At 39.9% G+C, this 26675-nt stretch carries 18 protein-coding genes and 1 pseudogene; 11 read left to right on the top strand and 8 right to left on the bottom strand.

Annotation, left to right across the window (positions count from 1 at the left end):
• Positions 1 to 450 precede the first annotated feature (450 nt).
• The 3 genes from FTX43_RS04245 to FTX43_RS04235 are packed head-to-tail and all read left to right on the top strand — an operon-like array spanning position 451 to position 2456.
• Positions 451 to 867 carry a NusG domain II-containing protein gene (locus FTX43_RS04245; RefSeq protein ID WP_002310574.1) on the top strand — a complete coding sequence of 139 codons (417 nt, stop codon included), beginning with the start codon at positions 451 to 453 and terminating at the stop codon, positions 865 to 867.
• A 13-nt stretch (positions 868 to 880) separates the two neighbouring features.
• Positions 881 to 1447, top strand: a complete 567-nt coding sequence (locus tag FTX43_RS04240) for a Gx transporter family protein (protein WP_147606782.1) — start codon at positions 881 to 883, stop codon at positions 1445 to 1447.
• Between the two features lie 22 nt (positions 1448 to 1469).
• Positions 1470 to 2456 carry a polyprenyl synthetase family protein gene (locus tag FTX43_RS04235; RefSeq protein ID WP_002314267.1) on the top strand — a complete coding sequence of 329 codons (987 nt, stop codon included), beginning with the start codon at positions 1470 to 1472 and terminating at the stop codon, positions 2454 to 2456.
• A 154-nt stretch (positions 2457 to 2610) separates the two neighbouring features.
• Here the strand turns inward: FTX43_RS04235 and scm are convergent.
• Positions 2611 to 4116: pseudogene (scm, locus tag FTX43_RS04230) on the bottom strand (collagen-binding MSCRAMM adhesin Scm).
• A gap of 285 nt (positions 4117 to 4401) precedes the next feature.
• On the opposite strand from scm, the gene FTX43_RS04225 reads away from it, so the two are divergent.
• Positions 4402 to 4926: a DUF664 domain-containing protein gene (locus FTX43_RS04225; RefSeq protein ID WP_002310568.1), complete on the top strand. Its 525-nt coding sequence runs from the start codon at positions 4402 to 4404 to the stop codon at positions 4924 to 4926.
• Between the two features lie 56 nt (positions 4927 to 4982).
• Here the strand turns inward: FTX43_RS04225 and FTX43_RS15095 are convergent, their stop codons facing one another.
• Entirely contained in the window at positions 4983 to 6380 is a 1398-nt protein-coding gene (locus FTX43_RS15095) for a leucine-rich repeat domain-containing protein (RefSeq protein WP_261801545.1), read from the bottom strand.
• A gap of 519 nt (positions 6381 to 6899) precedes the next feature.
• Here FTX43_RS15095 and FTX43_RS04205 point away from each other — a divergent pair.
• The 4 genes from FTX43_RS04205 to FTX43_RS04190 are packed head-to-tail and all read left to right on the top strand — an operon-like array spanning position 6900 to position 14444.
• Positions 6900 to 7295, top strand: coding sequence for a hypothetical protein (locus FTX43_RS04205; RefSeq protein WP_226072326.1), 396 nt, complete (start codon positions 6900 to 6902; stop codon positions 7293 to 7295).
• Between the two features lie 35 nt (positions 7296 to 7330).
• On the top strand, positions 7331 to 7942 hold the full coding sequence (locus FTX43_RS04200; RefSeq protein ID WP_002314272.1) for a hypothetical protein: 612 nt from the start codon (positions 7331 to 7333) through the stop codon (positions 7940 to 7942).
• 4 nt (positions 7943 to 7946) lie between these two features.
• Complete coding sequence (locus FTX43_RS04195; RefSeq protein ID WP_147606780.1) at positions 7947 to 8351, top strand: LPXTG cell wall anchor domain-containing protein; 405 nt, start codon at positions 7947 to 7949, stop codon at positions 8349 to 8351.
• Between the two features lie 36 nt (positions 8352 to 8387).
• A complete protein-coding gene (locus FTX43_RS04190; protein WP_147606778.1) occupies positions 8388 to 14444 on the top strand; it encodes a putative mucin/carbohydrate-binding domain-containing protein in 6057 nt (2018 codons plus the stop codon).
• A gap of 151 nt (positions 14445 to 14595) precedes the next feature.
• Here FTX43_RS04190 and FTX43_RS04185 read toward each other — a convergent pair whose 3' ends face one another.
• Positions 14596 to 15345: a hypothetical protein gene (locus tag FTX43_RS04185; protein WP_147606776.1), complete on the bottom strand. Its 750-nt coding sequence runs from the start codon at positions 15343 to 15345 to the stop codon at positions 14596 to 14598.
• 371 nt (positions 15346 to 15716) lie between these two features.
• Between FTX43_RS04185 and FTX43_RS04180 the strand changes: the two genes are divergently transcribed.
• Positions 15717 to 15962: a hypothetical protein gene (locus tag FTX43_RS04180; RefSeq protein ID WP_002314275.1), complete on the top strand. Its 246-nt coding sequence runs from the start codon at positions 15717 to 15719 to the stop codon at positions 15960 to 15962.
• 211 nt (positions 15963 to 16173) lie between these two features.
• Positions 16174 to 16365, top strand: a complete 192-nt coding sequence (locus FTX43_RS04175) for a hypothetical protein (protein WP_172966968.1) — start codon at positions 16174 to 16176, stop codon at positions 16363 to 16365.
• A gap of 311 nt (positions 16366 to 16676) precedes the next feature.
• Here the strand turns inward: FTX43_RS04175 and FTX43_RS04170 are convergent, their stop codons facing one another.
• From FTX43_RS04170 to FTX43_RS04145, 5 genes are all read right to left on the bottom strand, one after another.
• Positions 16677 to 18308 (bottom strand): hypothetical protein, encoded by a 1632-nt coding sequence (locus FTX43_RS04170; protein WP_002314276.1) that lies wholly within the window; start codon positions 18306 to 18308, stop codon positions 16677 to 16679.
• A gap of 193 nt (positions 18309 to 18501) precedes the next feature.
• On the bottom strand, positions 18502 to 19467 hold the full coding sequence (locus FTX43_RS04165; protein WP_002344796.1) for a biotin--[acetyl-CoA-carboxylase] ligase: 966 nt from the start codon (positions 19465 to 19467) through the stop codon (positions 18502 to 18504).
• A gap of 155 nt (positions 19468 to 19622) precedes the next feature.
• A complete protein-coding gene (locus FTX43_RS04155) occupies positions 19623 to 20429 on the bottom strand; it encodes an ABC transporter ATP-binding protein (protein ID WP_087062883.1) in 807 nt (268 codons plus the stop codon).
• Positions 20426 to 21331, bottom strand: a complete 906-nt coding sequence (locus FTX43_RS04150; RefSeq protein ID WP_002320483.1) for an ABC transporter permease — start codon at positions 21329 to 21331, stop codon at positions 20426 to 20428. The genes FTX43_RS04155 and FTX43_RS04150 overlap by 4 nt, the downstream gene beginning before the upstream one ends.
• A 17-nt stretch (positions 21332 to 21348) precedes the next feature.
• Positions 21349 to 22317 carry an ABC transporter substrate-binding protein gene (locus FTX43_RS04145; RefSeq protein ID WP_002344799.1) on the bottom strand — a complete coding sequence of 323 codons (969 nt, stop codon included), beginning with the start codon at positions 22315 to 22317 and terminating at the stop codon, positions 21349 to 21351.
• Between the two features lie 726 nt (positions 22318 to 23043).
• On the opposite strand from FTX43_RS04145, the gene rpoB reads away from it, so the two are divergent.
• On the top strand, positions 23044 to 26661 hold the full coding sequence (rpoB, locus tag FTX43_RS04135) for a DNA-directed RNA polymerase subunit beta (protein WP_172401368.1): 3618 nt from the start codon (positions 23044 to 23046) through the stop codon (positions 26659 to 26661).
• Positions 26662 to 26675 lie beyond the last annotated feature (14 nt).

Raw genomic sequence — 26675 nt, 5'->3', positions numbered from 1 at the left:
ATAGATAAAAATAAATGAACAACGTTATTTGAATGCAAGATTTTCAATAGAAAGGGGCTGAGGCAAACCGTCGCAGCCTCCTTTTTATGTAAAACAAAGGAATAAGATGCCCGAGATAAACCTCCATGAGCAAGACACAGGTGTCATAACCTCTGATAAACGGTATTCCAGAAGTAGCTTCTTCGGAAATAAGACGAAATTTCACAAAAATTTGAGAAGCAATTTTCATAAATTCCTTCTTATTTCTTGAAGCTGCCCACTTCTGTCACAACCTCTTGATATAAACGGTGCTCCACCTGCTGCTTCTCGGTAATAAGCCCAGAGAATTAGAAAACATGGAAAGCTGCTTTCTATTCTTCGTTCTTATTACTCAAAGCAAGGCACAGGTGTCACAACCTCTTGTTTTTATGCTAAAATTGGGTGAGTTAATCTGGAAAAAGGAGAACAAAAATGAGCCTTAAAGAATTTGCTGAAAAAAGTCTGCTCAAACCTTGGGATGTTTTTATTATTTTGCTTTTGACTGTTCTTTCTTTTTTACCAGTCATGATTTTTGGTCTTCAGCAAAATACCGCAACAGCAGAAAAAGAAGCGGTACTGCGTGTGGATGGCACAGAAATCAAAACATTCCCTTTGATGGCTGGAGAAAAGAGCTACACATATACTTACAAAGATAAACACGGAGATTATAACTTGATTGAGATAGATGGCGATCGAGTACGGATAAAAGAAGCAGACTGCGATGACCAGATCTGCGTACGTCGAGGCTGGGCAACGAAAAATGGTGAAACCATTGTTTGTTTACCACATAAATTAGTGATCGAGGTCCGATCTACAGATGGGGGTGACGAAGACAGTCTGATTTATTAGACCTTCACACACCATGAGCAAATTACAAAAAATGATTTATATTTCGCTACTTGTTGCACAAGGAGTGATCATTAGCTTATTGGAAAATATGATTCCTTATCCTTTTGCTTTTGCGCCTGGAGCAAAATTGGGCTTAGCCAACCTGATCACGATCGTTGCGATTTTTACCATGAAAAAACGGGACAGCTTCTTGCTATTGTGGCTGCGACTATTTCTGACTACCTTGCTAGGTGGAACGATTTCCACGTTCCTTTACAGCATGAGCGGTGCTCTGCTTAGTTATTTTGGGATGTTATTGGTCAAGCAATTAGGACCCAAACGTATCAGTATCATCGGGATCAGTGCGGCCGGTGGGTTCATGCATAATGTCGGTCAGCTTTTGATGGCCTCTTTCATTGCGCAATCATGGACAGTCATGCTGTACTTGCCAGTCCTCTCCGTTTTAGGAATATTGTCAGGAATCGCTATCGGAATCGCGGCGAATTATCTTTTACGACATGTGCAGACACTGCAACGATTCCAAAAAGATTATGAGCAGGGAACCAAACAACAATGGAGCCCGATGTTTACCAAAAAATAATCGTCACACAAGGAGTTTTTTTATGAAGCTACATCCAATGTGGGAAAACTATCCTGCTTTAAGTAAAGAATTGACAGAAACACTAAAACGGATGGAAGAAACTGTCCGTCTGAAAAACAAACCTGTCGAACAAGCAATCAAAGAAACGATCCATGCTGGCGGAAAACTGTTGCGACCTGCCTATCAGCTACTGTTCTCACAATTTGGACCAGAGCAAGACCGGGACAAAGCCATCGCTTTGGCAGCTTCCATCGAAATGCTCCATACGGCCACACTGATTCATGATGATATCGTTGATGAAGCAGATCTGCGGCGTGGTCAGCCTAATATCCGTAGTCAGTTTGGGAATGTCGTTTCTGTTTATGCAGGAGATTATTTATTCGTCTGCTGTTTTAAACTATTGTCTGATTACTCGACTTCCCTGAAAAGTCTTCAATTGAATTCTCGCAGTATGGAAAAAGTATTGAATGGCGAATTAGGGCAGATGGATGATCGCTATAATTATGAACTTTCTGTAAAAGAATATTTGGAGAATATCTCAGGTAAGACAGCTGAATTGTTCCAACTAAGTTGTTCTGTTGGCGCTTTTGAAAGTGGAACAAGCGAGCGTTTCGCAAAAAAAGCAGGAGATATCGGACTCTCTATCGGGATGGCCTTCCAAATTATCGATGATATTTTGGATTATACAAAAGAGAGTCAGGAAATCGGGAAACCTGTACTAGAAGACATGCGTCAAGGAGTCTATTCTTTGCCATTGATCTATTCTTTGCAAAAAAACAAACAGAGTTTACTGCCTTATTTAGAGAAGAAAACGAAAATGACAGAAGAAGATATTGAAGCTGTACGCAAAATCGTTGAACGTACAGGAGGTGTGGGAGAAGCCAAGAAATTAGCAGCAGCCTACACAGAAAAGGCGTTGAAAGAAATCAAGAAATTACCTGATACCTCTCTTCGAACGAGAGAAAATCTTTTTTCCCTTACTCAATTGATTCTAGACCGCAAAGACTGAACAGAAATTGGTGCAACACGTGGATAAATTCCTAAGGATGAAATCTACATGTTTTTGGATCACTTGAAATGGATTTTTTGATGTTAACAAGCAAAAATAAAGAGCAATGTCACTAACTGACGTTGCTCTTTATTTTTTATCTCGGTTCATTTTTTTATCTTTTCGACTTCTTATTACTCATGAAAGTGATTCTTAAACCGATTACAAGTAATATAACGCCTGCGATTGTTATCCAATTATTTGATTGACTTCCAGTTTTAGGAAGTACTTTTTTCGATTTATTTAAACGATCATCGCTTGTTTTATTAGCTAAGTTAACGTTCGTCTTGTTATCCGAACTTGTTCTTGGGAAAGAGACACTTGCATGACGACTATCACTTGTGATAAATGTTGTATCTGCCGTATCGATACTGTCACTTGAAGTGGTAGTAGAATCCGAGCTATCGCTTGAAGTCGTTGTGTCAGTACTATCACTTGTGGACGTTGTATCCGAGCTATCGCTTGAAGTCGTTGTGTCGGTACTATCGCTTGTGGTAGTAGTATCTGTGCTATCGCTTGTAGCAGTTGTGTCAGTACTATCACTTGTGGTAGTAGAATCCGAGCTATCGCTTGAAGTCGTTGTGTCGGTACTATCACTTGTGGACGTTGTATCTGTACCGCCTGTACCATTGTCGCTGATAAATATTTCGTTAGGATCCCAACGATTGGTAGCCGCATCTAAAATCACATTTGTCCCTATAATCGTTCCATCTTGGTTTTGAGTAATGTGAATAGTGGCATTAGGCGCAAGGATTGTTCCTTGAAAAGGAGCACTGATTGTCAAATCAGTCATCTCATTTCCGAAATTCCAAGAGATATTCGCATCCGAAAAATCTTCTGTTTCATGATTTGAGCGATCGTTGTATTTGATTGGTGACTGTACGTTCAATGCAGAAGAACTGTTGATGACATTGAATACGACTACTTGATCACTTGGATTGATGATTTGAAGTGGCGTATTCATCGTTAACACTTCTGCGTCGATATTTACCAATAAAAATCCAGAATCTGATAGACCAGTCAAATCAATTGTTCGATTATTCATGTCTGGAAAATCCGCAGCAGTATATGTTTTACCTGGGGTGGCAGTTGCAAGGTCATTTGCTGCTACATTCAATCTAGCAAACTCTTGCTCGAAATCAATATATTCGTTTCCATCACGGTCTTTATAAAAATCATCCGGAGTTAAGTGATCAAGCCTTGATCACTTAACCGTAGGATGTCCATCTTGTAATGCTACATCCACATCACTACCAACGACAAATTTATTTACTCTTGTGTCGCCAGTAGGGATACCTGAAGAATTAATGAAAGAATCAGTTTTTTGTATATAATTGATCTCTTGGTTCAATAAGCCTTCATGAAGCTCTGTCCCAAAATTATTATTTGCATCCAGTTCATGTGTTGCTATATTTCCGTCTGTATGGGCATTAACTGTTGTCTTGTTTTTGGCAAATACATGGAATTGACCAGCAATTCCCAGCAAACCATAGTTACCAGTTAAATCATTATAAACATTCCCAGGATCTTTAGGAAATGTCTCCGCTGAAACAGCCACACCATACGAAAAGATGTTGAACAATAAAGTAACTAATATTAATAAACTTACCCTTTTTTTCATCTTTTCCCTTCCTTTCATTTCAAACATTTTCCTGTTATACTCTTTTTTTCCTAGGCTTAAACTGTTCGTTTAAAAAATCATTGTTTATTTAAACAATATTAATGAATCATTCATTTTATTGATTTTTGTTCAAATGGAAAATAGAGAACATCTTTCTCTTTCAATCTCCAAACGATTCATACTAGTGACTGGAAAGTGTAAAAAATGAGGGGGTGTAGTAACATATAAGTAGAAATTCTAGAGTTAGGAAAAAGCAAGTAGGATAAATAAAAAGGAGGAAAATAGATGAATTATTTAGATATGTTATGCGAGAGCATAGACCGAGCATACGAGCGATTTGAACGTTTGTTTGAAGGTGTCTCTATTGAGGAGGCCAACCGTTTTCCAGTGGAAGACAGAGCCCCACAAATCAAATCAATGACTTGGCTGGCTTGGCATACCGCTCGAGAATTGGATTTCCAGATTGCTGATTTAGCCAGTACCTCTCCAATTTGGCACAGCCAAGATTGGGAAAGCCGATTTCCGATGAGAATAGCAGATGACGAACAAGATTGGAAGCACAGTCTGGAACGAGCAAAACAAATCCAAACTAATCAAGTAGAAGACTTGCTAGGGTACTTGCGGGCTGCTTCTGATTCTGCTCTTTCCTATTTAAGAGGGTTAGAACCTTCCGAGCTAGATGAAGTAATTGACGAAAACTGGACACCACCAGTCACGCGAGGGATGCGTCTTGTTTCTATTATTGATGATGCTGCCATGCACTCTGGTCAGGTGATCTATGCGAGACGTTTATTGGGATTGAAAGACTAAGACACTAAATAAAAAAGAACTTACGACAAAAACAAGTCGTAAGTTCTTTTTTGATTTTAGTTGATTGGCATCCATGATCTATATATAAGATCGAAAGCAGGATCTGATTTTCTCCTGCTGTTAGAAACGGCAATGATCGTGATTGGGTATTGTCCATGATGACGAATGTCCTCAGCTATGAATTCGGGTTCCGTTGTTGTAGCAATTAGAAAGTCCCATAGATAGAATTCGTAGTGACTGATACCGTAATGATCTACTGAAGGCTCCCAAGTAACTGTCGTGCTTCTTGGATTGAATGTATAGCGAATTCTTCCAGGCTGAGACGGTCGGTAATCAGGAATCGCTTGTTGGATGACGGTACCACTAAATTCAATTGAAGCACCGCCTGTGGTGTACCAGTGAAGATTGTTCGTACCAGCTTCATGCCAAATCACATTCTCTCCGTCATAGGTACCGGGATGATCAAAGACGATTTCAGGTAACTGCCCAAAACGATCTCTGATACGTAATGGAAATGGTGTATAGACAGTGGCGACAGATGGGCTGACTAATTGGTCTCTGGCGTTAAGAAAGCTTATTTCAGGCATGTTTTTCAAAGTGTCAATTGATGTCAATTTATTAGCAGTTAAAAAGACACTTCTCAAATTCACTAAACTTTCTAAAGGTTCGATCGTAGAAAGATTATTGTTTGAAAGACCTAAGGCTTCCAGTGTGGTGAATTGTGCGATCTTATTCAAGAATTGGAGTTGCGCCTCATTATTTAAGTAAGGGAAATCATTGTACCCTAACTCTAAGAGGGACAATTTTGGAAACTGTAATTGGTCATCCAATAGGCGGATTTGATTATGTGCTCCGTAAATTCTTTCTAGATTGACATGGTTCTTCAATGGTGAGATGTCTGCGACAAGATTATAGTTGAACTCGATCATCTCCAAATTATGTAGATTGTATAGCTCTGTTAATGTAGGCACCTGATTTCTTGAAATCCATAGATGAGTTAAGGAGGTACAGATGGCTATTCTTCTTAGTGTAGTCAAACCGTTATTTACCAAGGACAACAGTTCAAGTGAAGGGACATCTTTTAGTGTCTCCAAACTGCTGATCTGGTTAGAATCTGCTCCGATAATTTTTATATTAAGAAGTTCTCCTAAAGGGGACAAATCAGACACACGGTTATTGTTGAAACGAAAGTTTTCTATATTCTTTGCATGTTCCATGCCTGACAAGTCTGCAATTTCCTGATTAGAGACATCTAATACGATCAAACTCTCCATATGTTTATCGGTAATCGGTTCGTTTTCACTTAAACCAAAGTGCTCCTTCAAACAACGTTCCAATTTCCTATCTTTGATTTGGATCGCTGTTTGGTTTTCAGGCTCGACCACTCGCGTAATGAAAGTAGATACAAGTGGGTCTATTTCTGAGGTGAGTATATTTTCTAGTTCTGTATTCATTTCTCTATGTACTGTTGCAACACTCGGTTGTCTTTCTGGTAAAGAGGTTCCTTCTACTTGTAGAGTAGGAATAGTAGTAAGGAATGTACTAACATAATAGTGAAGCCGTCAGTAAACGTGATTTTCTATTTTTCATTTCAAATCCCTCCATTTTCCATTGTAATCGGTTACTATTTCATCCTAATAAATAATCCAATAAGAAGGAAGTTCATTTAACTTTTCTGGTCATCCACATATTTCTGTAAAAGGAAAAAACTGTTCTAAGAGACCGTTCGGCATCTGATAAAGTAGTAACAGGTAGGCGGTTTTAACGAGAAAAACAAATAGAAAAATCAGATACCATTCGTTTGTTTTTGTAGATAAAACCATAATAGCTCTATCGATAAAAAAACGACAAAGGAGGGAGGCATTCTGATAAAGCGACATAAAAAAAAGCTTATCGCTGCTCTAGCGATCGTGACAACTATGCTTATTGGCTTTTTTATCTATGATCATTTTTGGAGAGAACCCGAAGTGATCATGAACTTAAACAGTGGAGACCAGTCATTTATCAAAGACATGTCAGAAGAAGAACTGCGCAATTTTCTACAGGACCAAGCAGACGGTGATTACGTACGATTGAAGTTAGATACAACGATGCGTTTTGATACCTCTGACGATCCGGGATCAGTGAATATCCAAAACCCGCCCAGCAATGAATATGCGATCAAAGTCACAACTTATATAGAAGGGGAAGACGAAGAGATTTATATCTCGGGTGTAATCCAGCCAGAACAATATGTGACGGAAGGAAAACTACTGCGAAAAGTTGAAGAAGGCACATACAAGACAGTTAGTACCGTCCAGTTTTTAGATGATGAATCAAACGTAGTCGGAACGTCTTCTGTCGTAGGGAAGTTAACAGTTGAAAGTTAACTGATAGCAAACATATATTTTTAGGAGGAAAAGAAATGAAATTATCTGCAAAAGTGATGGTGCCGGCACTTGCTTTATTAAGCACGGCGGCGATTGGGCAAACAGTAAGCGCTTATACATGGGTCGGAGGAGAACCTGATCCAAATACGGTGTATGATTCTGTCCAAAAACAAGACAATGCCACGATCCCAGCAGAAGGTACCTTCAAAGAATGGGACCCGACAGATCCGGGACCAGGACCAGAACCAACTGATCCAGTGGATTGGATCGATGTATCGATTCCGACAAAAGTGTTATTCGGACAAACAGATGCAACAGAAGGAAAGATCGTAGCGCCAATCTACCAAATCAGAAACAACTCGGTAAAAGGCGTGAAAGTCTCTGTTGGAAACTTCGTAAAAGGGCAAGATGCAGACAAAGTGCCGGAATTAGTGTTGAACATGGATAGTGTAAGTAGTAGTACATCCATCCCTTTAGTCAATCCAACAACTGCGCCGCAATTTCCACGTGAGTTAGTGACATTGCCGAACAAGGACGATGTCTCAGAGTTTACTTTCTCTGGTAGTGTCGGAGCAAATTTCCAATTTGGGGAAGCAATTAATCCTCAATACGAACTTGTCTTACAATTTGAAGCTATAGGGGTATAAAAAAATGAAAAAAACAGGGATCATTCCACTGGTTTTCCTTCTGGGATTTTTCTGCTTATCAATGAACAGTTTGGCAGATGCAGCAGAAAAAGAAAGCACGATCGAAGTCAGCGGTCTGATCTATTCAGAAAAACCAACGGAACCTGGAACAGATCCAAGCACAGATCCTGGAACAGGATCAAGTGCTGGGCCTGATACAGGCTCAACTGCAGATTCCGCAACTGATTCTGGAAAAAGTACCGGTGGAGATACGTCAGGAACATCCGGTTCTAGCGACACTAAGGGCAATTTGCCTCAAACGAATGCTGTAGAAACAAGTAGATGGGTAACGGCAGCAGGTGTGCTGCTTCTCCTCGGTTCTCTTTCTTTATGGAGTAAAAAAGCCTTGTCTGGAGACACATATGTTTAGACAGGCGAACAAATACAAAAGAGAGAGGAGAGAAAAATGAAACTATTCAAAATACTAGCAGTTTTTACGTTGATGATTTCTAGCATCAGTCCAACTACCCTCGTCTATGCAGTTTCAACCTTGACGTCTGAAAGTAGCGAGGTCGCAAGTGAAGAAACACCAACAGCCGAACCACAAGTGGCGGAGGAAGCTGTAGCAGAGCCTACAGAAGAACCTGTAGCAGAAGAACAATCAACGGAACCAACGTCCGTCGAACCACAGACAGACTCAGCTATTCCCGTACCGGAACTAGCTGTGCCAAGTCCGCAGATTCCCCTTCCCAATCTTCCCCAATATCGTGAAGACCTGAGAAGAAACGGGGAAAGTTCTTATCGAGCAGCAGTCCAATCTGGATTTAATACGGGAGTCAGTAACTTGTCAGAATTGGGACCTAATGTAGGAGACAGTATTTCCTACAGCTTTACGTTCCCGACCCATTCTCTCGTATATGGGAACGGCAGTGACTGGATCTCATTTATCGTTGGTAATGGTAATATCGGTGTTGCTTTTGTCAACAGGATGCACTATGGCCGAAATTCTTATGCAAATAATTATCAGATCGGACGCACGGAAGTCGTCGAAGTTGGGGGGCCTTCTGGTGATCTTAGTATTACTTCGAATCACACGATAAACAATAATAATTTCACGATGACGATGTCAGGGACGATCACTAGAACAAGAGTCAGCAACCGTACTAACTACCAATTAACAGCTGGGATTCATAATCTTGTATTAGGCTCTACTGCCGTAGCTTCAGGTGGTGAGGTGCCTGCTACGCCTATAGAAGATGTACCGATCTCTTATCTGTCGATCGGGAACTTTACGGTCAGTAGTAATCCATATACACTCCAGGTCAATGATCCCGGATCATTTCCTTTAGGCCAACACACTGCTGTAAGTTCAACGTACCCAGGTAACACAAATGGGATAAATTATAAGCAGTTTATAAATGTATTGCTAGATGGTGTTCCTATCGGTCAGGATGACTATAGTATATCTGCGCCAGATAGGAAACTTACAACGATTGGTACACATCAACTACCAATAACTGTTCGGATATCCAATGGTACGGTAATAAGTCAGGATATTCCTATAGAGGTGAGTTATACGGATAGGGATACGATCGTCTTTGGAAACAACTACAGATGGGCACCAGTTGGAGGAGCCTATCGAATGATGTCTAGTAGGATAGAGGCATTTGCAGCTGAAGGAAATGATGTCCTAGATATAATAGGTGAGGGCATGAACAGTTCTAACGCTTACTACAGCCTTGGTATATTTGGGGTCAACTCTACTATTTTGTTAAATAATCTTTCCGGTGGAACCACTAAAATAACCCACCGAGTAATGGGAAGCAGTTTTAAACTACAAGCTCTGGACAGGTGGAATAATAGCAGTTACACTCCTACTCCTGGGGATCTTGCCGTTGCCTACCATGCAGAGGGGAAGATCTGGTTATCAAAGCAAGGTCAGATGCCAGATTATACTGGGAGCGCGCAAACAGAATATTTTGAGATTCTTTCGCATGGTCAGTATCGTCAACTTGAACTCCATAAGTTATCGGTCTCCGAACATGAGATTTTTAACGGGATGACCAGAGAAGAACTAGATCAAAATGTTGCTAATTATATAAATGTGGGGACTTCTGGTAGAGTGAAAGTAAAAGGTTTTGTTACCTACCCAGACACGGCTACTAATGGAAGGAAAAACGGGGTCATCCAAGTCGAAGAGATACTCGATTCTGGAAAGACGGCTACTTACAACTACACAGTGCCATTTGTTGTTAGTTCTAAACTTGAAGTAACGGCTAAGACTGATAATAAAGTATTGCTAGGAACAGACATGAACACAGTGGATCTTCGTCAGTTTGTAGATGTCGTGGTGGATGGAGAAAAGCTTGATGAAGATCGATATGAAGTGGAAATGACTTCTGCGCCTATCGCTACAGATACCGTGAGTGCTAGAAGAGTACAATCGTTACGGGTCACTGTAAATGAAACAGCTCTCTCTCAAGAGATACCTGTCGCTATAGAAATCATATGGGGAGACAGTATCGTCTTTGGACGATTCCCACTCGTTAGTAGGACAGCTGCTGCTTTTACTTTACATCATCGTGGAAATCATCCGTTGATCACTGCAAGTAAAGGATGGAGATCTACTGGTACGTCTGAAAGTATAGCTCCAAATTATGCTGGAAGAGATTACTATAACTTTTCTTGGTACGACTTGAGTCAAAAAAACAGTGTGGATCTAACGAATGACTCTGCCGGTCAAACAGTAACTGCGCAAGGCGAAGAACAAGAGGATGATGTTTTAAGCCGCTGGACTACACAATCAGTTAACTATGGTGATGTCGTGCGTTCATGGGTAGCAGTACCAGCGGGGAATGCAGTGACAGAAAACGAGCAATTTGTCTATAATGGCGGTGAAGTCTACTATGAAATCACAGCAGGCGGTTATCGAGCACTGAATATCAGTAAACTTACTCCATCAAGTCATACGATCCTACAAGGAACGACGAAAAGTGAGTTAGATAGCCGATTAGCTGAGTTTCTAGATGTATCAAGTGTAGAAGGTGTCAGCTTGGATAAATTCATCCAGTACCCAGACACTTCTGTAGTCGGTACGGCAAGTGGGACGATCCGTGTAAAAGAAACCTTATCTACAGGGAAAGTAGTTTCCTATGACTATGAGATTTCATTCACAGTTGAGGCAGAGAACACCCCTCCAACAGCTGACCCAATTCCGCAAGAATTATATTTAGGAGAAGCATTGCCGGATTCGCCGATGGATCTACTAGAAAATATATCAGATGACAGAGACGATCCGTCAGCTCTGAAAGCAACTTATCAAAATCGACCAGATATAAATCTCGTTGGAGAGATGACAGCTAGTATTCAACTAGAAGATTCAGAAGGAGCTGTTTCAATCATCGAGGTACCGATTACCATCAAGTGGGGAAGTACGATTTCCTTAAGAGGGCTTAGTGATCGTACAGTTGGCGCCTATAGTTTAACGAGAAGCACCGATGGCACACTGCGTCTTCATTCGACATTTGGTGACAATAGAACGAATCAAGGTTCGCAAGTCCATTCCTATTATGGAGGCAGTGTCTACTATTCGATCGAAGTATTTGATGGAGAAACAAGCACCTATCAATATGAAGTCACAGGTAATGCGATTATCAGAAATGCAGTCAATGGATTCAATCAAGGCAATCCATTGGAAGTATCTTCGGGAAATGTCGTCAAAGTTTATCACGCAGAATCTAACAGCCGAAGCAGACTGATGGTAAATGAAGTCGCGGAAAACTACTCCTTCGGTACACCTTTTTCTTACTACCGAGTAACGGACAATGGCTTAGTTCCGATCAAACACTTGGAAGCTGAAGCAGTTCCTCAGACATTTAACTTAGGTGAAAACACGGACGGACGTGACCTAAAAGACTTCGTTACGGATGTGCAGGTAAATGGTGTAGCAGTGGATGCAAGTGAATATGAAATCTCGTTACGTTCCGAAGTCAATACGACATTGATCGATACGCGTGAAGTAGAAGTCGAAATACGCACGACGGACGGATTAGGCATCCTGAGAACAACTGTGCCGTATGAGGTCAAATGGGGAAGTACGATTTCCTTGAGAGGACTTGGTGAAAATACAGTCGGATCCTACAGTTTGATAAAAGATAGGAACGGAAAGCTACAACTTCATTCGACATTTGGTGATAACAGTACTCGTCAATATTTAAACGTTCACCCCTATTACGCAAATATCGTGTATTATTCAATCGAAGTATTAGACGGAGAAACAAGTACCTATCAATATGAAGTCACGGGTAATGCAGTTATCAGGGATGCAATCAATGGGTTCAATCAAGGCCAGCCATTAGAGGTCTCTTCGGGGAATATCATCAAAGTCTACCATGCAGAATCTCGGTCTCGAAGCAGACTGATGGTAAATGAAGTTGCGGAGAACTACTCCTTCGGCACACTTTTCTCTTATTATCGAGTGACTGACAATGGATTAGTTCCGATCAAACAGTTGGAAGCCGAAGCAGTTCCTCAGACATTTAACTTAGGTGAAAGTGTCGATGGACGCAATCTAAAGGAATTGATTAGAAATGTACGAGTAAATGGCACAGTCGTAGACGCAAGTGAGTATGAAGTAGTTTTACTCTCAGATCTTAATACGACATTGGTCGGTACCCGTGAAGTGGAAGCCGAAGTACGTACTACGGACGGGTTAGGTGTGACACAGATAACTATACCTTATGAAGTAAAATGGGGAAGTACGCTTAAATTAAAAGGTTATGGTTACGGAACAGTCGGTGTGTACAGTCTAAACAAAAATGCAAATGGGGCTATGCAGATCGTTACAACGAAAGGTGAGATCTACTCACTTACCAGTCAAGTCCATCAGTTGTTCCCAGACACGGTTTACTATTCCATCGAAGTATTATCTGATGGATCAAGGAAATTCATGCATGAAGTAACAGGGGGAATGATCGTAGAAGATTCGATCAATCAATTCAACAATGGGTCTCCACTAGCTGTAGCTGTCGGAGATGTCGTGAAAGTCTATCACATCGAAGAAGAGGAATCAAATAACTATAAAAATAAAAACTTATTGATGGAAAATGAACAAGAGAAAAATTACACTTATGGTACGAACTATGCTTACTATAAAGTGACAGAAGATGGATTTGAGCCAATGGCTATGCTTGAAGCGAAACCAGTAGCTCAAGAATTTATACTGGGAGAAGATACGGGTAAGTTAGACCTTCATGATTTGCTAGAAGATGTCACACTAAATGGTTTAGAGATTCCTTCAGATCAGTACGAAGTAGAGTTACTCGCCAATTTTGATACTGCCTCAGTAGGTACTCGCAATGCAAAAGTCAAAGTAACTTCTATTAGATCCACTGCATCTTTAGAATTAGAAATTCCATACGAAGTGACATGGGGGCATTCGATCGTTTCTAAAACACAATCTATGAATGAAACGCTCAGCGCTGTTTCTTTACTTGATAACAACGGTGTTCCTAAATTGGTAGCTACTAAAGGAAGTGGATTTAGTGATTGGGTTCAGTTAACAGCAAGACCGACGATACAGCTATTCACTACTCCAGATTTAACTGTTTCATCTCATACTGTTTCTTATGTTACGGTGGATCAAACACCGGAAGAGTTGATGGATAGATGGAATTCTCAGTTGAATGGAATCAATAATAGTTTAAGTTATGGAGATGTTCTTTCGCATTCAGTGAAAAAATTAGATAATCTCACTAACTATAATGGAGCTAATACATGGGTTTCAAGAGATAATCAATTAGTTACAGAAACAGTAGGGTTTGACACAGCCTATTATGAACTAACTCAGTCTGGATTAAATCTACTCCATATCAACCAATTGAAGGTAGAAACGCAAACCATTGAAAGTGGATTGACGGAAGAGGAATTAAGTCAAAATATCGAATCCTATCTGTCGACTGACGGATTCGATACGATTAATGTGACAAAGTTCATCCAATATCCTGACACAAGCAAGGCTGGAACAAGTAACGGGATTATCGAAGTAGAAGAAACATTAGCGACAGGTGGCACAGCGAAGTATAACTATACGGTGCCATTTATCGTGGAGAACTCGACGGAATGGATCGATGTCAAGATTCCTAAGAAACTACTTTTCGGTACATCTGATGTGAATAAAGGAGTCGTTTCTTCTCCGCTTTACTATATTGAAAATGCAGGAACGAGAAATCTGAAAGTCAGCGTGGAAGAAATCAACATCACGAACAATACGAATAACTTGGAGCTGTTACGCACAGCTGATGCAGATCCATCTGCAGAGAGGGCAGCAGCAAAACTTCGTATGAATTACAAGACGAGCAATATCCTTGTTGATCTTTATGAAAGTACACCAAATCAGGCAGTGGCTGAGCTAGCACCGAATGAACAAACCCAGTTTATGATCGAAGGACAATACTTCGGGAACTATCAGCAAGAAGTCAACATTGGATTGGACATCCGCTATCGATTTGAGGTTGCTTCGTAAACATCAATGATACAAATCCCTTGTTTCAAAGGATAGGATAAATCCGAGAAAAAACATAAAAAAGGAGCTTCCAAAACAATTAATTGTTTTGGAAACTCCTTTATCTTTGCTTTACATCAAAGATAAATATTCTCATTTTTGAAAGATTTCTTTATAGATGCTGTTGTTGGTTACCTTTGCTTAATGGTTTAGTAGGTTGTACTTGACTTTTCGTCTTAGCACTATTAATTTGGGTTTCTAGTCGTGTTACTCTTCTTGCTGTTTTTATTTCACTGAAAGTTGGTTCTTTTTTCTGTTTATGATCACCAAATTCCTCTTTTAGCGATGGGTGCGCCAAATATACTCGATTTACTCCTTCTTTAAATTCATAAATATCTGTTTTTAATTTATTAATGCCGTTTTTATTGAATAATTTAGAAAAAAAACCTTTTTTGTTTAATTTCTCTTCTGCTTGTTTTATCAAATCTTTAAATTCAGTTACTTGATATCTTCCTGCATCAATATTTTCCAACGTGTCTCTTACATTTTCTGGCTTTCGAACAGCCCTTTTTTGTGTTTTTACTTGTGTATTCTGTTTTTCAGGTTCAATCTTCATATTTACAATATTTTGTACCTCTTTTGTAAGGTCTGGGCCTAATTCTTTACTTATTTTTGTTATCTTAGTAGCATATTCGTTTAGTTGGGTATTGTATTTTTCTACTGTACTTTCTAGTGTGTTAGCTGTTGTTTTATAAAGTTTATTCTTTACTTCTTTTCTTACGTTTAAAGTAGTTACTAAATCTTTTACAAGCTGTTGTTTCTTTTTTGGAACTGCTTCAAGTAGTTGTTGGACTGCTTTCTCTTTTGTACTTTGTTGAAAATACTGTTGTTGCTCTGACTGTCTTCTGCTTTCTTTGGGCATATTTCTTCCTCTTTTCTTTTTGTTTATATCTTTATATTCACTTTATCATGCTTTTTTTTTGTTTTTGTACCGTCTTTTTCTAAGGTGGAAAATATCTGGTACGGTTTTCTGATATTTCCCATAAAAAATAAACCAAGGGGATTATTTATGAAAAAAGATTCGTACCGATTTTTTTCAATCCACTTTTATCCTTGTTGTCAAAGGCTTTTTTTCTTCGTATCATTCTTTTTTATTTTTAGAAATTATGGTCCCAAGGCATGAAAAAAAACATGTTATAGTAAAAACATAAGTGAAATTGGCAGAGCAATCAGCCAATTCTTACTGTTTACCTAAGAGAAAAACAGCTGTCCGCAAAAATCAAATCGAGGAGGATGCATTTGAAAAAACTCATCACTAATTTAACACGTACAGATGTCCCGCCCCTGATCCTTCGGCTAAAAGGAGAGAAACAGGCATTTACATTTGAAGACATCGAAAAAGAAAGCGGGATAAAATTGACGAGCGCAGACAAATTTTTGATCCGTTCTGTCGCAGAGAAAAAATTCAAAATGCAAGTGGTGTGTGAAGCACCTGAGAACCAGCTGAAGTTCTTTCCAAAAGCAAAAGAACTTTCTTGATCACTCTATTTATTATTCTATCTATGTAGCAAACAGGAAAAAATAACAAATATGTTATTAAAAGTGTTGCAATCGCATACAAAAAGATTAAAAAACAAAATAGTCCTTTATCATAGGAGATGGAAACACGAGAATGTCAGATAGGGGGATGAGATGCGTTGATTTTTTAGTTGTAAGTTGGTTGCTACATAGATAATAAAAGGGGAGTAATTTGATTGAAAAAAAAATCATTGGTAGTCTATTACTATCAACGCTAGTGTTGACGAGTATGATAAATATGTTCATCAATGAAGACTTGCAAGCGGAAAATCACGTGCTCAATATCAGTCGCACGCTTCAAGAAGAAAAGGTGAACTATCTCAATCCTAGGGGAGAAGATGGTATCAGCAATGCCTGCCACTGATAGTCATCGAAAACTATCGCGCAGGTTCTATCGGCTCTATTGACATCGTTCCTCAATGATCTTTTGATCAAAAGACGATGAAAAATAGATAAGAATCAAAGCACATAACCTATGATTTTCATAGGTACGTTCACAAAGGACTAGCAAATAGTCCTTTGTGGGTATCATAAAAACTGAATAGTAAAAGAAAACATAATAGCTTTATCACCATTGATAGAAAAGCGATAGATGTATCCAGTTCAAGGAGCATCTATCGCTTTTTGCTTTACGGTACGCCAATGAAGAGAGAGCAGGCGGATAAAAATCCTGTGCTAGAGTTCGTGAGTGGTTGGGCATCCTTTCTTTGGATTTACTTCCTGTCTGTTGGTGTCATTGGATACAGTGGTATTTAACTCTTTGAGCTCATTGGCAGGTATATTTACATTAAGGATCTTTGTTTCACTTCGCTTTCTGTCTGCTGATAAATGGTTAAAATTATTTTCTTCTGGTCTTTTTGATAAAAGAGTATTTAACTCTTTGAGCTCATTGGCAGGTATATTCATATTAAGGATCTTTGTTTCGCTTCGCTTTCTGTCTGCTAGTAAATGGTTAAAATTATTTTCTTCTGGTATTTCTGATAAAGGAGTAGATAGTATTTCTTCAATGGTTTTTTTATTAGAATTACTAGCTAAAGAATGTTCCGAATCAATATCACTAGCAGTAATGTTCTCTGTCAGTTCATGGAAATTATTGACATGGATCATATCTGTCCTTCCGTTGTTATCTTTGCTTAGTATGGAATCTAATTTGTTATCTACCGAAATATTTTTAATAAACGTCAAATTTATATTAAAAGAATCTAGGGTGTCTGTTATTTGAACAAATGATTTTTCTGGAGTTGTTGTTATATGTTTATTTTGAGGCAACATTGTTCGTGATAGATTATTACTATCTAGATTAGCATTTATTTGAGTATTATCGCTAGTTGAGTCTTGCATTTCTTTATTTTCATTTGTTGACTGTACAGCAGATGAAGTAGGAGTTTTTTGTGATAGATTATTACTATCTAGATTAGCGTCTATTTGAGAATTATTGCTAGTTGAGCCTTGCATTTCTTTATTTTCATTTGTTGTCTGTATAGCAGATGAAGTAAGTGTTTTTTCTTTTAGAAGCCGGACATTTCTAGCTTCTACCGGTTGGTTAGTTAGTTGGCTTCTTTCTAGCGCGTTCTCGATCAGTTTTTTAGCTGCAGGGAAATTAGTATATATCAATTGATCGACATACTCAATAGATGAGAACATCTTAGAGAAAGCGTCTATTTTTTCCTCTATTTCTTCAGAGGTAGTTTTTCCTATTACATATTGGTCCAGAACGTGGTTAAAATAAGGAAGATTTTTCTTATATTCCATTTGGACTACATCTTTAGCTTCTAGACTGTCTTTTTCTTTTTCTAACGTTTTTTTTATGTAGCCTATGACAGTAGGCATAGGCGTAGTGGAGGACAACAGGTCGAGTTGTTGATACGAGGGAATTATATTGATTTCTGTTAAAATTTTTCGGTTCTTTTCGTTAAGTTTTTGTTTTGAAACCCAAAAATAGCGTTTTGGATGCTCCATTTTCTTTTGATTTTTATTTAACTTCGATAAGCGTTTTTCTAAGAAGCTAATCCTCGAATTTACTGTCTGCTTACTTGTGTTTACTTCTAATGCGTTCTTATTAAATTTTTCTATGATTTCAGAAAGTTTTTTGACATTGGAGTCGTTAGATAGGTTTATCAGAAGATTTTGACGCGTGTCTTGTGCGTTTTCTATTTTTTTTTGCAAAGTCTTTATTTTTGTTGCTTTAATTCTCATCTCTTTACTATTCTTAGGTTTCGTCTTTTGTAGTACATTTAAAGTGTTCTTATATGTTTCGATTGTACAGATATGTTTTTTAAATTCTTCTATCTGATTTTCATTCGGCATATGCGTACTCCCTCTCTATTTTACAGTTAGATATACATATGAAGGGTAGCATGATTTATCGGTGTGGGCGAAACGTCTTTTTCTGGTTAATGGAAAAAGTGTAGAGGGGCAGCGTGAGGGAAAATGGTATACGGAGGAAAGCGCAAAAGGACACTGCATAGAAATCGGTGTCCTCTTCAGAGCGCTATTCTTCTCAGGAACCGATAGAGGTAAGGCTGATTTCACCAGAAGATAGGCTCATTTCCTGTTCATTTGTTTGGACGATCAGTTCGCCATGATCGCCGATTTCTTTTGCAAGACCGACATAAGTCGTTCCTTTCTGATTGAACGACACGTTTTTTCCCAATACGAATGATTTTTCTTTATAAAAGGCCAATGCTTTTTTCGGTTGAGAAAGATAGGTGAACAATTCTTGCCAGATTTTGCTGATTAGCTGATTCCTTGTGATACTCGCTTGTCCATCAGGAAAGACAGAGGTGGCTTTTTCTTGGAGATCAGCTGGAAAATGATTTTGAGGAACAGAAAAATTCAGCCCAATCCCGATAATGATATGACTGATCCTGCCACTTTCCATATCACTGACTGCTTCAGATAAAATCCCACAGACTTTTTTTCCATCCATGTAGATGTCATTGACCCATTTGATCGAAGCAGAGCGACCGGCAACCGATTCAATGGCTTTCACACAGGCACTAGCTGCGATGATCGTATATTGAGGCAGTTCATCAAAACGTTTGTCTGGATGGAGCAAGAGACTCATGTAGATTCCTCGTCCAGGTTCGGCAAAAAAAGGTCGTCCAAAACGCCCACGAGCTTGTTCTTGTGTATCAGCAACAAATAACTTCGAAACAGAATCTCCGTGAACTGCTGCCAGTTTGGCATCTTTCATCGTAGATTCAGAAGTCAACATCGTTTGTACCTTCAAATCGGGAATAAAAGACCGTAGCTCTTGCTGGATTTCTTTTGCATCTAGTACGTCAGAGGGCAGGTAACGATACCCTGTAGGCCCGTGCTCAAAACGATAGCCTGCCTTTTCCAATTCTTTGATGGCTTTCCAAATACTTGTCCGGGAAACTTCCAGTTGCTGTGCTAACTTTTCTCCGGAAAGAAAATCTGGTGTCTCCTTCAATAAATGAAGTACTTTGTCTTTTGTTGTCATGGCACCAAGCTCCTTTCCCATCCATTCTATCAGGAAGAAGGAGAGAACAAAATAGTTTTTGAAGAAACAACGGTTGATACATAAAACAAAAACGAAAGAAGGAAAGAGAAAAAAGAAGAGGGTGGGCGTTCATTTTTCTCCCAGCCTCTTTCTGATTATGAAGATAAAAGTACTTGATCGTCTTTCAACGTCGTGCCGCTGTTTTGTTTGAACAACGCCAATAGTTGAGGTACTGTGAGTTGCTGTTTTTCCTCTTGCTGGATATCAACGACGATTCTTCCTTGATGCAACATGATCAGTCGATTTCCATAGAGGATCGCGTCTTCCATATCATGTGTGACCATGAAAGCAGTAAGATTCTGCTCGGTGATCAGCTTTTCTGTCAATTCCATCACCGTTTTGGAAGTAGCCGGGTCAAGCGCTGCGGTGTGCTCATCTAATAAGATTAGTTCTGGACGCTGCAATGTAGCCATTAACAGCGTGATGGCTTGACGTTGTCCCCCAGACAGCAAACCGATTTCTGAGGATAAACGATTTTCCAAACCCAAATTCAGCCGAGCCAGCTGTTCTTTGAAAAACGTTCGATCTTGCGGTTTGACACCACGAAAGAAGCCGCGCTTTTTTCCTCGTTTCATAGCAAGAGCGAGATTTTCTTCTACCGTTAAACGCACGGCTGTCCCTAGTTTAGGATCTTGGAATACGCGACTGATGGATTTCGAACGTTCAACAACGGATTTTTTCGTGATATTTTTTTCATTCAATAAAATCTGTCCCTGATCGACAGAAAATGTACCGGCGATGCTGTTCAGCAAAGTAGATTTACCTGCACCATTTCCGCCGATGATCGTCACGAAGTCACCGGGTTTCAGGGAAAGATTGATACCTTTCAGGACATGGTTTTCGTTGATCGTTCCTTTTTCAAAGGTATGATGGAGATTTTCCAATGTTAAGACGTCATTCATTTGACACTACCGCCTTTCTTTTTTTGAGATAAATGGAATTTTTGCTGAATCTGCGGGAAAGAAAGACAGATTACTAGCACGAAAGCAGAAGCAAGTTTCGAATCACTTGGCTCAACATTCAGTTCGAAGACTAACGCCAAAATAAAGCGGTAAATGACCGCACCTAAAACGACAGTCAAGAGACGGAGAAATAGCGGTTGGTTACGTAACAAAACTTCTGCAATGATGATGGAGGCAAGTCCGATCACGATTGTTCCAATACCAGAATTCAAATCAGCAAAGCCGTTGTTTTGTGCAAGCAAGGAGCCAGAAAGAGCAATGCATCCATTAGAGATCATATAACCGATGATCTTCATATTATCTGTATTGATCCCGTTTGCTTCGCTCATTGCCAGATTATCGCCAGTTGCACGAATGGCAAGACCTGTTTCAGTACGTAAGAACAAAACAAGTAAACATACAACGATCAAAGCAAAAAGCAGACCGACGATCAGTACAGCGTTGTCTTTTGTTATGCCGAATGACTCGACCCAATGAAAGATCGTTGGCTGACCCAATAAAGAGATGTTCGGCGCACCCATCACACGGGATGTGACAGAGTATAAACCAGTCATGGTGATGATCCCTGCAAGAAGGGCGGGAATTTTTAATTTTGTGTGAAGCAGTCCGGAAACAAGTCCCGCTGCCGCACCTCCTAAAAATCCTAGGAGACAAGCTGTCAATGGATGATAGCCATTTGTAATACTTACTGCCGCAATCCCTGCACCTAAAGGAAAGCTTCCTTCAGCAGTCAAGTCGGCAATGTCCAAGATACGGAAAGTGACATACACACCAATCGCAAGTAGGGCCCATAAGACCCCTTGCGATGCAGATGATAAGAAAAGAGAGAGCAGATTTGTCATGAGAATCCTCCTGTGTTTTATTCAGCTTCTTTGATGCTGTCTGGATTGATGCCTAATGCTTTGGCCATGTCTTTATTGACATACAGTTCCAAATCATTCGCTGTTTCGACAGGAAGTTCACTTGGCTTCTTGCCGTCTAAGATTTTTGCTGCCATGATCCCCGTTTGTTTGCCCAAGCTTTCGTAATCGATTCCTACTGTTGCTAGACCGCCGTCTTTGACTTGATCAACTGCGCCAGCAACGACAGGTGTTTTTGTTTCTTTTGCGACTTCACCGACAACACTTGCCGCACTTGCGAACGTGTTATCAGTAGGAATATAGATTCCATCTACATCTTTAGCTAGACTTTTCGTCACTTGTTGGACATCATTTGTGGAATTTGCTGTCAGTACTTTGACTTTTACGCCCGCTTTTTTCAATTCTTTTTCTGCCAAATCAGCTTGGATCTTAGAGTTGGCTTCACCGTTGTTATACATGATGCCGATTGTTTTGGCGTCTGGCACGATATTTAACAGTAAGCAGATTTGTTTTTCGATTGGCACCATATCTGTCGTGCCAGTCACATTGCCGCCAGGTTTTTCATTGGATGTGACTAAATGAGCTTGTTCCAAGTCTGTGACCGCTGTGACAGTCATCGGGATAGTGGTTGTTTCATTTAATAAAGATTGTGCTGCTGGAGTGGCGATCCCAAGTAGCAAATCAGGATCTTCTTTGACGAGTTTCTCACTCATGCTTTTCAGGTTGTCTTGGTTGTTTTGGGCATTTTGATAATCGATTGTTAGATTATCGCCTTCTTTATACCCTTCTTCTGCTAATCCTTCTTTGAATCCTTTATAGGCAGCGTCTAACGAGTTATGCTGTACAAGTTGCAATACGCCAATTGTTTTTTGTCCATCTGATGCCTCTGCGGAATTATCTTTTTGTGCGCAACCTCCTAAAGCTAGTAGCAGGGCAGCGCCTAATCCAATTAATATATTTTTTTTCATTTCTTTTTCCTCCTTAATTTTGGGAAACAAAAAATCCATTCAGACAAAATGTCCAAATGGATTGAAAAGTCGGAAAATAAATTGAAAAGTAGAATGCTTGATACTTTTACTTTGTATTTTCACTGCTCAGCCACTTAGCATTTTGTCTACGTGGCTTTTTGCTGCAATACAAAGTTCTTTAGCCATCATAGATACAAACTGTCGTTTAACGTTTGTATCCATCATGATGAATACAAACCTATCTAAAGTAGCTAAAGAAAAAGTTATTCAGTTGTGTTGGTACGATTTGCTTGATGTTGGTTCGCATAGAAGTTCCTCCACAAAATGAATTTTCTAAAGTATAACCGAGAAAAAACGGTCTGTCAATTAAGAATTGTCAGATAATTGAAAACATAAAATTGAAAAAATTAAGAAAATATTGCGAAAAAGCAGAAGAAACGCCAGGAAGTGTTGACTTTTATAGAAAATAAGTGTAGTATATGAAGTTGCAAAAACTATCTGATGAAGAAAAGGCAGAAACGAAATATTGTCCGTTTCGGCTTTAATATAAGGAAACAAAAGTAGAAGCTCACGAAGTAAGGTTTCAAGAGAATGTTCTATTTTTGGTTTTTTTTTGCCTAAAAGCCGCAAAAAATGTCTGTTGTTACCTAGAAATAATATTTGAAATATTATTGTAACAATTGATCGGGTAGTCTTTTTGAATGACATTTTAGAGGGGTGAAGAGCTTGGCTGGACACGTAGTAAAATACGGAAAACATCGCGAACGTAGAAGTTTCGCAAGAATCAGTGAAGTGTTGGAATTACCAAATTTGATCGAAATTCAAACAGACTCTTACCAATGGTTCTTAGATGAGGGACTTAGAGAAATGTTTGAAGACATTTTGCCAATCGATGACTTCAATGGCAATCTATCTTTGGAATTTGTAGATTATGAATTGAAAGAACCAAAGTATACAGTAGCAGAAGCTCGTGCGCATGATGCAAACTACTCTGCACCATTACATGTAACATTGCGTTTGACAAACCGCGAGACTGGCGAAATCAAAGCACAAGAAGTATTCTTCGGTGATTTCCCATTAATGACAGAACAAGGAACATTCATCATCAACGGGGCAGAGCGAGTAATCGTTTCTCAGTTAGTCCGTTCACCAGGTGTCTATTTCCATGGAAAAGTCGACAAAAACGGAAAAGAAGGATTCGGTTCTACTGTTATCCCTAACCGTGGCGCTTGGTTAGAAATGGAAACTGATGCAAAAGACATCTCTTATGTACGTATCGACCGTACACGTAAGATTCCTTTAACCGTATTAGTTCGTGCGTTAGGATTTGGTTCCGATGATACGATCTTTGAAATCTTCGGCGACAGCGAAACATTACGCAATACAGTCGAAAAAGACTTGCATAAAAACGCAAGCGACTCAAGAACAGAAGAAGGTTTGAAAGACGTCTACGAACGTTTGCGTCCAGGCGAACCAAAAACAGCAGACAGCTCACGTAACTTGCTGAATGCTCGTTTCTTCGATCCAAAACGTTACGACTTAGCAAACGTTGGTCGTTACAAAGTAAACAAAAAATTAGATTTAAAAACACGTCTATTGAATCTGACATTAGCTGAAACATTAGTTGATCCAGAAACAGGCGAGATCATCGTTGAAAAAGGAACAGTCTTGACTCACCAAGTCATGGAAACATTAGCTCCTTTCATTGATAACGGTCTAAATTCAGTGACTTACTATCCATCAGAAGATGGTGTGGTCACAGATCCAATGACTGTCCAAATCATCAAAGTATTTTCACCAAGAGATCCTGAACGTGAAGTGAACGTGATTGGAAACGGCTATCCAGAAGCAGCTGTAAAAACAGTTCGTCCAGCCGACATCATTGCTTCAATGAGCTATTTCTTGAACTTGATGGAAGGTATCGGCAATGTTGATGATATCGACCACTTAGGAAATCGTCGTATCCGTTCAGTCGGCGAACTTTTACAAAACCAATTCCGTATCGGGCTAGCACGTATGGAACGTGTGGTTCGTGAAAGAATGTCGATCCAAGATACTGAAACATTGACACCTCAACAATTGATCAATATCCGTCCAGTTGTGGCAAGTATCAAAGAATTCTTTGGTTCTTCTCAGTTGTCACAGTTCATGGATCAAACAAACCCTCTTGGCGAATTGACACACAAACGTCGTCTTTCAGCCTTAGGACCTGGCGGATTGACTCGTGACCGTGCCGGTTATGAAGTTCGTGACGTTCACTACTCCCACTATGGCCGTATGTGTCCGATCGAAACTCCTGAAGGCCCAAACATCGGGTTGATCAATAGTTTGTCCAGTTATGCGAAAGTAAATAAATTCGGATTTATCGAAACACCTTATCGTCGTGTAGACCGCGAAACTGGTCGTGTTACTGACCAAATCGACTACTTGACAGCAGATATCGAAGACCATTACATCGTAGCCCAAGCAAACAGCCCATTGAATGAAGATGGAACATTTGCTCAAGACGTTGTTATGGCTCGTGCTCAAAGTGAAAACTTAGAAGTATCTATTGATAAAGTAGACTACATGGACGTATCACCTAAACAAGTAGTTGCCGTTGCGACAGCATGTATTCCTTTCTTGGAAAACGATGACTCCAATCGTGCCTTGATGGGTGCCAACATGCAGCGTCAAGCAGTGCCGTTGATCAATCCTCAAGCACCATGGGTTGGTACTGGTATGGAATACAAATCAGCGCATGACTCAGGAGCTGCTTTGTTATGTAAACATGACGGTGTCGTTGAATACGTTGATGCTTCTGAAATCCGCGTACGCCGCGACAACGGTGCATTAGATAAATACGATGTAACAAAATTCCGTCGTTCAAACTCCGGAACAAGCTACAACCAACGTCCAATCGTTCATTTGGGTGAGAAAGTCGAAAAAGGGGATACTCTGGCAGACGGACCATCTATGGAACAAGGCGAAATGGCTCTAGGTCAAAACGTTTTAGTTGGTTTCATGACTTGGGAAGGGTACAACTATGAAGATGCGATCATCATGAGCCGTCGTTTGGTAAAAGATGACGTATACACTTCTATTCATATTGAAGAATATGAATCAGAAGCCCGCGATACAAAATTAGGACCTGAAGAAATCACACGCGAAATCCCTAATGTTGGGGAAGACGCATTGAAAGATTTAGACGAAATGGGTATTATCCGTATCGGTGCAGAAGTCCAAGATGGCGATTTGCTTGTAGGGAAAGTCACGCCAAAAGGGGTAACAGAATTATCTGCAGAAGAACGTCTATTGCATGCGATCTTTGGCGAAAAAGCTCGTGAAGTCCGCGATACATCATTACGTGTACCGCATGGCGGCGGCGGGATCGTTCACGATGTGAAAATCTTTACTCGTGAAGCTGGAGATGAATTGTCACCAGGCGTAAACATGTTAGTTCGTGTTTATATCGTTCAAAAACGTAAAATCCATGAAGGGGATAAAATGGCCGGTCGTCACGGAAATAAAGGGGTTGTATCCCGTATTATGCCGGAAGAAGATATGCCATTCCTACCTGATGGAACACCAATCGATATCATGCTGAATCCTTTAGGGGTGCCTTCACGTATGAACATCGGACAAGTATTGGAATTACACTTGGGTATGGCTGCACGTCAGTTGGGTATCCACGTAGCAACGCCAGTATTCGATGGTGCAAGTGATGAAGACGTATGGGAAACAGTTCGTGAAGCCGGTATGGCCAGCGATGCGAAAACTGTTCTGTACGACGGACGTACAGGTGAACCATTTGACGGACGTGTGTCTGTCGGTGTAATGTACATGATCAAACTTGCTCACATGGTCGATGACAAATTGCATGCACGTTCAATCGGACCTTACTCATTGGTTACACAACAACCATTGGGAGGTAAAGCTCAATTTGGTGGACAACGTTTTGGTGAAATGGAAGTATGGGCACTGGAAGCTTACGGTGCGGCTTATACTTTACAAGAAATCTTGACATACAAATCAGATGACGTAGTCGGACGTGTGAAAACATACGAAGCAATCGTCAAAGGTGAACCAATTCCAAAACCAGGTGTACCGGAATCCTTCCGCGTATTGGTGAAAGAATTGCAATCACTAGGTCTGGACATGCGTGTCTTGGATATCGAAGAGACAGAAATCGAACTTCGCGACATGGACGATGAAGACGACGATTTGATCACTGTTGATGCTTTGACAAAATTTGCCGAACAGCAAACTGCCAAAGAATTAGAAAAGAAAGCTGCTGAACAAGTGGAAGATGAAAGAGACGATGTCATCCAAAACTTTGAAACCGCAGAAGATAATTTAGACTAATCCGGTCTATGAGC

It is taken from the genome of Enterococcus sp. DA9 (assembly GCF_008000875.1).
In the GTDB taxonomy this organism is placed as follows: domain Bacteria; phylum Bacillota; class Bacilli; order Lactobacillales; family Enterococcaceae; genus Enterococcus_B; species Enterococcus_B lactis.
Note: the sequence above shows the minus strand (reverse complement) of the source record. Positions and strands in the feature narration are given on the sequence as shown.

Bases quoted from the DNA above. Each gene is read 5' to 3' on its own strand.
- FTX43_RS04245 (WP_002310574.1), top strand. From the start codon at position 451: ATGAGCCTTAAAGAATTTGCTGAAAAAAGTCTGCTCAAACCTTGGGAT.
- FTX43_RS04240 (WP_147606782.1), top strand. From the start codon at position 881: ATGAGCAAATTACAAAAAATGATTTATATTTCGCTACTTGTTGCACAA.
- FTX43_RS04235 (WP_002314267.1), top strand. From the start codon at position 1,470: ATGAAGCTACATCCAATGTGGGAAAACTATCCTGCTTTAAGTAAAGAA.
- FTX43_RS04225 (WP_002310568.1), top strand. From the start codon at position 4,402: ATGAATTATTTAGATATGTTATGCGAGAGCATAGACCGAGCATACGAG.
- FTX43_RS15095 (WP_261801545.1), bottom strand. From the start codon at position 6,380: ATGAATACAGAACTAGAAAATATACTCACCTCAGAAATAGACCCACTT.
- FTX43_RS04205 (WP_226072326.1), top strand. From the start codon at position 6,900: ATGAACTTAAACAGTGGAGACCAGTCATTTATCAAAGACATGTCAGAA.
- FTX43_RS04200 (WP_002314272.1), top strand. From the start codon at position 7,331: ATGAAATTATCTGCAAAAGTGATGGTGCCGGCACTTGCTTTATTAAGC.
- FTX43_RS04195 (WP_147606780.1), top strand. From the start codon at position 7,947: ATGAAAAAAACAGGGATCATTCCACTGGTTTTCCTTCTGGGATTTTTC.
- FTX43_RS04190 (WP_147606778.1), top strand. From the start codon at position 8,388: ATGAAACTATTCAAAATACTAGCAGTTTTTACGTTGATGATTTCTAGC.
- FTX43_RS04185 (WP_147606776.1), bottom strand. From the start codon at position 15,345: ATGCCCAAAGAAAGCAGAAGACAGTCAGAGCAACAACAGTATTTTCAA.
- FTX43_RS04180 (WP_002314275.1), top strand. From the start codon at position 15,717: ATGCATTTGAAAAAACTCATCACTAATTTAACACGTACAGATGTCCCG.
- FTX43_RS04170 (WP_002314276.1), bottom strand. From the start codon at position 18,308: ATGCCGAATGAAAATCAGATAGAAGAATTTAAAAAACATATCTGTACA.
- FTX43_RS04165 (WP_002344796.1), bottom strand. From the start codon at position 19,467: ATGACAACAAAAGACAAAGTACTTCATTTATTGAAGGAGACACCAGAT.
- FTX43_RS04155 (WP_087062883.1), bottom strand. From the start codon at position 20,429: ATGAATGACGTCTTAACATTGGAAAATCTCCATCATACCTTTGAAAAA.
- FTX43_RS04150 (WP_002320483.1), bottom strand. From the start codon at position 21,331: ATGACAAATCTGCTCTCTCTTTTCTTATCATCTGCATCGCAAGGGGTC.
- FTX43_RS04145 (WP_002344799.1), bottom strand. From the start codon at position 22,317: ATGAAAAAAAATATATTAATTGGATTAGGCGCTGCCCTGCTACTAGCT.